Below are 5840 nucleotides of genomic sequence, written 5' to 3' on the forward strand. Positions count from 1 at the left end.
GAGAAAAGCCCGTCCGGCGATTGAGGACGAGGCCGCAGGCCGGGAGAGGGCGGGTGGGTGGGGAAGAGCCCGGCCGGTGGTTGAGGGTGCGGGTGTCTGGGGGCGGGGGTCAGGTTGGGGGGTCGTCTTCGTGGCGCTTGGCGTGGTGGTGGGTGCGGAGGCGGGACGTGACATCGTCGGGGGGCAGAAAGCGGGACCACCGCTCGGGGAACTCCGAGGGCATATCGGGATCGTCGGGATCCTCGGCGGCCCGCGCGGCGGCAGCACGAGCGACGAACTCCGCAGCCCGAGCCTCCCGCACCCGCTCATTGGCCTCCCGCGCCGAAGCAGTGGCAAGAGAGGGCCACACCCGGTCTATGGCGGCGTTCACCGCGGCGCCGACCAGCACCGCGAACGCCGACACCCCGATCCACAGCAGCACGGCGACGGGCGCGGCGAGGGAGCCGTAGATGGTGGGCCCCTCCACGGTGCTGGTGAGGTAGATGCGCAGCAGGAAGCTGCCGAGCACCCACATGCCGAGGGCGATCAGCGCACCCGGCATGTCCTCCACCCACGGCGACCGCACCGGCACTGACACGTGGTACAGCGTCGTCAGGAACACGATGGACAGGAGCGTGACGACCGGCCAGTACAGGACCTGGACCACCGTCGCCGAGCCCGGCACGAGCTTCACCACCGCGTCGGGCCCCGCCACCATCAGCGGCAGCGCCACGGAGCCGATGACGAGGGCGACGAGGAAGAGGCCGAAGGCGAGCAGCCGGGTGCGCACGATGCCCCGGGCGCCGTCGAGCCCGTACATGACGGTGATGGTGTCGATGAAGACGTTGACGGCGCGCGAGCCCGACCAGAGGGCGAAAAGGAACCCTATCGAGATCACGTCGGGGCGCCCGACCTTCACGACGTCCTCCAGGATCGGCTGCGCGATCTCACGGACGCCCTTGTCGGACAGGATGGTGCGGGAGGCTTCCAGGATGTTGTTCTGGACACTGGTGATGGTGTCGGCGCCGGTCCACCGGTCGACGTACGCGAGCAGACCGATGAGGCTCAGGAGCAGCGGCGGCACGGACAGGAGCGTGAAGAACGCCGCTTCGGCCGCAAGCCCGAGGACGCGGTACTCGATGCAGGAGTTGACGGTGTCCTTCAGCAGCAGCCAGGCGGTCCTGCGCTTGGAGACGTTGCGATAGAGAGCGCGGGCCCGATTCCAGCGGCCGTGTGGCCGCCCGGGTGTTTCTTTTGCCTGGTGCACCTCCTTACCGTAGCGGCATGGCAGCCACCACCCACACAGTGACCAACCAGGCTCCGCCCCTGGTGGGATATGACGTCTTCACGTGCGACCGTGCCCTCGCGGAGGGCGTCGAGCGGCACCTGGACCCGGGCCTGCTCGACGCGGCGCGCACGGAGCTCTCCCACCTCGGCCGCACCGCGGGTTCCGCGCAGGCCCAGGAGTGGGGGGTGCTCGCCAACGAGAATCCACCCGTTCTGCACACGCACGACCGGTACGGCAACCGCATCGACGAGGTGACCTTCCACCCCGCCTGGCACCGGCTGCTGGGCAAGGCGGTGGCCGCGGGCCTCACCTCGGCCTGGAACCGGCCGGGCGGGCATGTGCGGCGCGCGGCGGGCTTCCTGGTGTGGACCCAGACCGAGGGCGGCCACGGCTGCCCGGTGTCGATGACCCACGCGGCGGTGCCCGCTCTGCGCGCCGACCCCCGCCTCGCCGCCGAGTGGGAGCCGCGGCTCACCTCCACCGTGTACGACGAGGGGCTGCGGCCCGCCGCGCGGAAAGCGGGCGCGCTCTTCGGTATGGGCATGACGGAGAAACAGGGCGGCAGCGACGTCCGTGCGAATACGACACGGGCGCGGGCCCTCGCCGAGGACGGCACCTATGAACTCGTCGGGCACAAGTGGTTCTGTTCCGCGCCGATGTCCGACGGATTTCTCGTGCTCGCGCAGGCCGAGGCCGGGCTCACATGTTTTCTGGTGCCACGCGTCCTGGACGACGGAACTCGGAACGCATTCGCGATCCAGCGCCTCAAGAACAAACTCGGGAACAAGTCGAACGCCTCCAGCGAAGTCGAATTCGACGGCACCTGGGCGCGCCGGGTCGGCGAGGAGGGGCGCGGGGTGCGCACCATCATCGGCATGGTGGCGGCGACCCGGCTCGACTGTGTCATCGGCTCCGCCGCCCTGATGCGGCAGGCGGTCGCGCAGGCCGTGCACCACGCCACGTACCGGGAGGCGTTCGGCGGCAAGCTCGTCGACAAGCCGCTGATGCGCAACGTCCTTGCCGACCTGGCGCTGGAGTCGGAGGCGGCGACGACGCTCGCGCTGCGCCTCGCGGCCGCCTACGACGACGGGGGCGAGCGGGAGCAGGCGTTCCTGCGGCTCGCCGTGCCGGCCGCGAAGTACTGGGTGACCAAGCGGTGCACGCCGCTCGCGGCCGAGGCCCTGGAGTGTCTCGGCGGCAACGGCTATGTGGAGGACTCCGGGATGCCGCGGCTGCTGCGCGAGTCGCCGCTGAACTCGATCTGGGAGGGCTCCGGCAACGTCCAGGCGCTCGACGTGCTGCGCGCGTTGCAGCGTGAGCCGCAGGCGCTCAACGCCTTCCTGGAGGAGGTGGGTGCGGCGCGCGGCGCCGACCACCGTCTGGACGGCGCGATCAAGGCGCTGCTCACCGAACTCGCCGATCTGGACGGCATCGAGGCGCGGGCCCGGCGGCTCGTGGAGCGGATGGCGCTGGTCCTTCAGGGTTCGCTGCTCGTGCGGTACGCGCCGCCCGCGGTGGCCGACGCGTTCTGCGCCTCACGGCTGGGCGGCGACTGGGGTGCGGCGTTCGGCACGCTGCCGCACAGCCTGGATCTGGGAGCCGTGGTGGAGCGGGCCGCCGTACAACTGTGACGTACCGGGGCACCCCGGGCGTGCGGGGCACTGTCACAGGGGTGGTGCCGCGCCGACACGGCACCACCCCCGGTTTTCGGGTCCCGACGGGACGCACGCCACGCGGAGCGGCGCACGGCCAAGTTTCAAACACCGCACGACTGTTCGCCAGAGTTGCAGAAGGTTGCAACCCCGCACGATGCGTGTGGTCCGGGTTTGCACCACCTGAAGGAAGCACGTCCTTCCGCGTGTCGGGGAAGGGCACGATGGATGCCGTGTCCCCCTCTGTCGGCGGGCTCGGAGCGGGAGGAACCGGTGATGAACACGCAGGCGACGTTCGATCTCGAACGCCTGACCGCGGTGAACGCCGCGCAGGCCGCGCGGCTGCTGCGTGAGGTGCGGGACGCCAGGATCGCGGGGCGGCACCCGCGCGTCGGCCCCCGGCCGGTGATCGGCGCGTCCTGGGACCGCATGCTGGCGAGCGGCGTCGACCCCGAGCACGACCATCGCGCGGGCATGCTGAGCACCGATGAGGTGGAGCGGCGGCGGCAGGCGTCACCGCTGCGGCACGTCCTGCCCGTGCTGCGCGAGGGTCTCCTGTCGGTCGCGGACGTCGCCCAGCACATCATGGTCGTCGCGGACGCGGAGGGGCGGCTGCTTTGGCGTGAGGGCAACAGGTCGGTGCTGCGGATGGCCGACGGGCACGGTTTCGAGGTGGGGGCCGACTGGCGCGAGAGCATCGTCGGCACGAACGGCATCGGCACACCCCTGGTCGCCCGGCGCCCCCTCCAGGTGTTCTCCGCCGAGCACTTCGTCCGCACCCATCACCTGTGGACCTGCACCGGTGCGCCGATCACCGACCCGCGGGACGGGCGGTTGCTCGGCGTCGTGGACATCAGCGGGCCGCTCGACACCATGCATCCGGCGACCCTGGCCCTGGTGGGCTCGGTCGCCAAGCTCGCCGAGGCGCGGTTGCGCGAGCAGCATCTGACCGCCCTGGACAAGCTGCGTTCGGTGGCCGCGCCGGTCCTCGCCCGCCTCGGCGGGAGGGCGGTCGCGGTGGACACCCACGGCTGGACGGCCGCGGTCACCGGCATGCCACCGCCGGGACGCGTCACGCTGCCCAAGTCCTTCGCGGACGGCCGGGCCTGGCTGCCCGCGCTCGGCAGGTGCACGGTGGCGCCGCTGCCCGGGGGCTGGCTGCTGCGCTTCGACGACGGCGGCGGGGCCGGTTCCGCCGAGCCGCACGGGGCGGGGGTGCCCGTCGCCACCCGGGTCGTGGTGGACGTCGGCGGCTCACACCGCTGGACGGTCACCGTCACCGGCAGCGCGGGCTGCTGGACGCACGAACTCACCCCCCGGCACGCCGAGTTGCTCTACCTCCTCGCGGTGAGCCGGGCGGGGCGGACCGCCGCCGGGCTCGCCGAGGACCTGTTCGGCGACCCGGGGCGTACGGTGACGGTCCGCGCGGAGCTGTCCCGCGTCCGGCGCTATCTGGGCGGGCTGCTCGCGCACCGCCCGTACCGCTTCCACGAGGACGCCGACGTCGAGCTGGTCCTGGCCGCCGACCCGTCCCGGCTCCTGCCGCAGTCGCTTGCCCCCGCGGTGGTGCGCGCGCGGGCGGCGACGGTGCCTTGACGGGGTTCCGGCCGCCCTGGCCGACTGACACGAGTCACACCGGTCGGCACCAGCCCCGTCCTCCTCCCTCGGCGTCTCCCCCGGTCCCCCTTGGCCGGGCGGAGGCGCCCATGATTGCCTGACCGGCATGAGCATCACTGTCACCACCTGGTCCCTCGAACAGACCTCGCCCACGGACCTGCTTCCGGCCGCCGCCCCCGACGGCGATGTACGGATCGTCCGGGCCGAGGTGCCCTCGCCGGAGTTCAGCCGGTTCCTCTACTCCGCGGTCGGCGGCGACATCGCCTGGGTGGACCGGCTCTCCCTGAGCCACGGGCAGTGGCTCGAGCACCTGACGCGGCCCGGCGTGGAGACGTGGGTCGCCTACGACCGGGGGACTCCCGCGGGGTACGTGGAGCTGGACCCGCAGGACGACGGTGTCGTGGAGATCGTCTACTTCGGGCTGATCCCCGCGTTCCGGGGGCGGCGCATCGGGGGTCATCTCCTGTCGTACGGGGCCGCTCGCGCGTGGGATCTCGCGGAGCGGTGGTTTGGGCGGGCGGCCACGAAGAGGGTGTGGCTGCACACGTGCAGCCTCGACGGGGAGCACGCCATGGACAACTACCTGCGGCGCGGGTTCCGTCTCTTCGACACTGAGGTCTCCCACCAGCAGGAGCAGCCCACCCCCGGCCCGTGGCCCGGCGCCCACAACACCTGACGGCCGCCCGCTGCACCGCCTGTCGGCCCTGCGGTCCTCGTCCTCAATCGCCGGACGGGCTCTTTTCCCCCACCCGCCCGCCCTTCCCGGCCTGACGGCCTTGTCCTCAAGCGCCGGACGGGCTGAGACCAGCCCACCCGGCGCTTGAGCGCAAAGGGGCGGACGCCCGAAGCCCGTCCAGCGATTGAGGACGAAGGGACGGGCGAGCGGGAGCAAGTCCGTCCGGCGCGCCGAGGACAAAAGGGGGGCGGGCGGGCACGCGAAAGCCCGCCCGGCGCCCGAGGACAAAGGAGCGGGCGGACGCGGCAAGCCCGTCCGGCGCCCGAGGACAAAAGGGAGGGTGGGCGGGAGCCAGTCCATCCGGCGCGCCGAGGACAAAGGGAGGGTCGGCGCGGGAGAGCCCGTCCGGCGCCTGAGGACAAAGGAGCAGGAGGGCGGGAGCCAGCCCGTCCGGCGCGCCGAGGACAAAGGAGCAGGCAGGCGCGGGAGAGCCCGTCCGGCGATTGAGGACGAAGGGGCGGGCAGGTGAGGGCAAGCCCGTCCGGCGCTTGAGGATGAAGGGGCGGGTGGGTGGGTTAAAAGCCCGTCCGGCGATTGAGGACAAGGCCGTCAGGCCGGGAAGGGCGGG

The 5840-nt window shown here is 72.2% G+C and carries 4 protein-coding genes; 3 read left to right on the forward strand and 1 reads right to left on the reverse strand.

What is annotated here, in order from left to right:
- Positions 1 to 109: 109 nt before the first annotated feature.
- Positions 110 to 1246 carry a YihY/virulence factor BrkB family protein gene (locus IG78_RS0140685; protein ID WP_030574693.1) on the reverse strand — a complete coding sequence of 379 codons (1137 nt, stop codon included), beginning with the start codon at positions 1244 to 1246 and terminating at the stop codon, positions 110 to 112.
- Between the two features lie 17 nt (positions 1247 to 1263).
- Here IG78_RS0140685 and IG78_RS0140690 point away from each other — a divergent pair, with 17 nt between their 5' ends.
- From IG78_RS0140690 to IG78_RS0140700, 3 genes are all read left to right on the forward strand, one after another.
- Positions 1264 to 2898 (forward strand): acyl-CoA dehydrogenase family protein, encoded by a 1635-nt coding sequence (locus tag IG78_RS0140690; protein WP_030574696.1) that lies wholly within the window; start codon positions 1264 to 1266, stop codon positions 2896 to 2898.
- A 297-nt stretch (positions 2899 to 3195) separates the two neighbouring features.
- Positions 3196 to 4515 carry a GAF domain-containing protein gene (locus IG78_RS0140695; RefSeq protein ID WP_030574699.1) on the forward strand — a complete coding sequence of 440 codons (1320 nt, stop codon included), beginning with the start codon at positions 3196 to 3198 and terminating at the stop codon, positions 4513 to 4515.
- A gap of 127 nt (positions 4516 to 4642) precedes the next feature.
- A complete protein-coding gene (locus IG78_RS0140700) occupies positions 4643 to 5212 on the forward strand; it encodes a GNAT family N-acetyltransferase (RefSeq protein ID WP_030574701.1) in 570 nt (189 codons plus the stop codon).
- Positions 5213 to 5840: the final 628 nt, after the last annotated feature.

The organism is Streptomyces aureocirculatus (genome assembly GCF_000720475.1).
GTDB classification, from domain to species: domain Bacteria; phylum Actinomycetota; class Actinomycetes; order Streptomycetales; family Streptomycetaceae; genus Streptomyces; species Streptomyces aureocirculatus.

Coding starts and splice junctions, on each gene's coding strand:
- IG78_RS0140690 (WP_030574696.1), top strand. CDS start 1,264: ATGGCAGCCACCACCCACACAGTGACCAACCAGGCTCCGCCCCTGGTG.
- IG78_RS0140695 (WP_030574699.1), top strand. CDS start 3,196: ATGAACACGCAGGCGACGTTCGATCTCGAACGCCTGACCGCGGTGAAC.
- IG78_RS0140700 (WP_030574701.1), top strand. CDS start 4,643: ATGAGCATCACTGTCACCACCTGGTCCCTCGAACAGACCTCGCCCACG.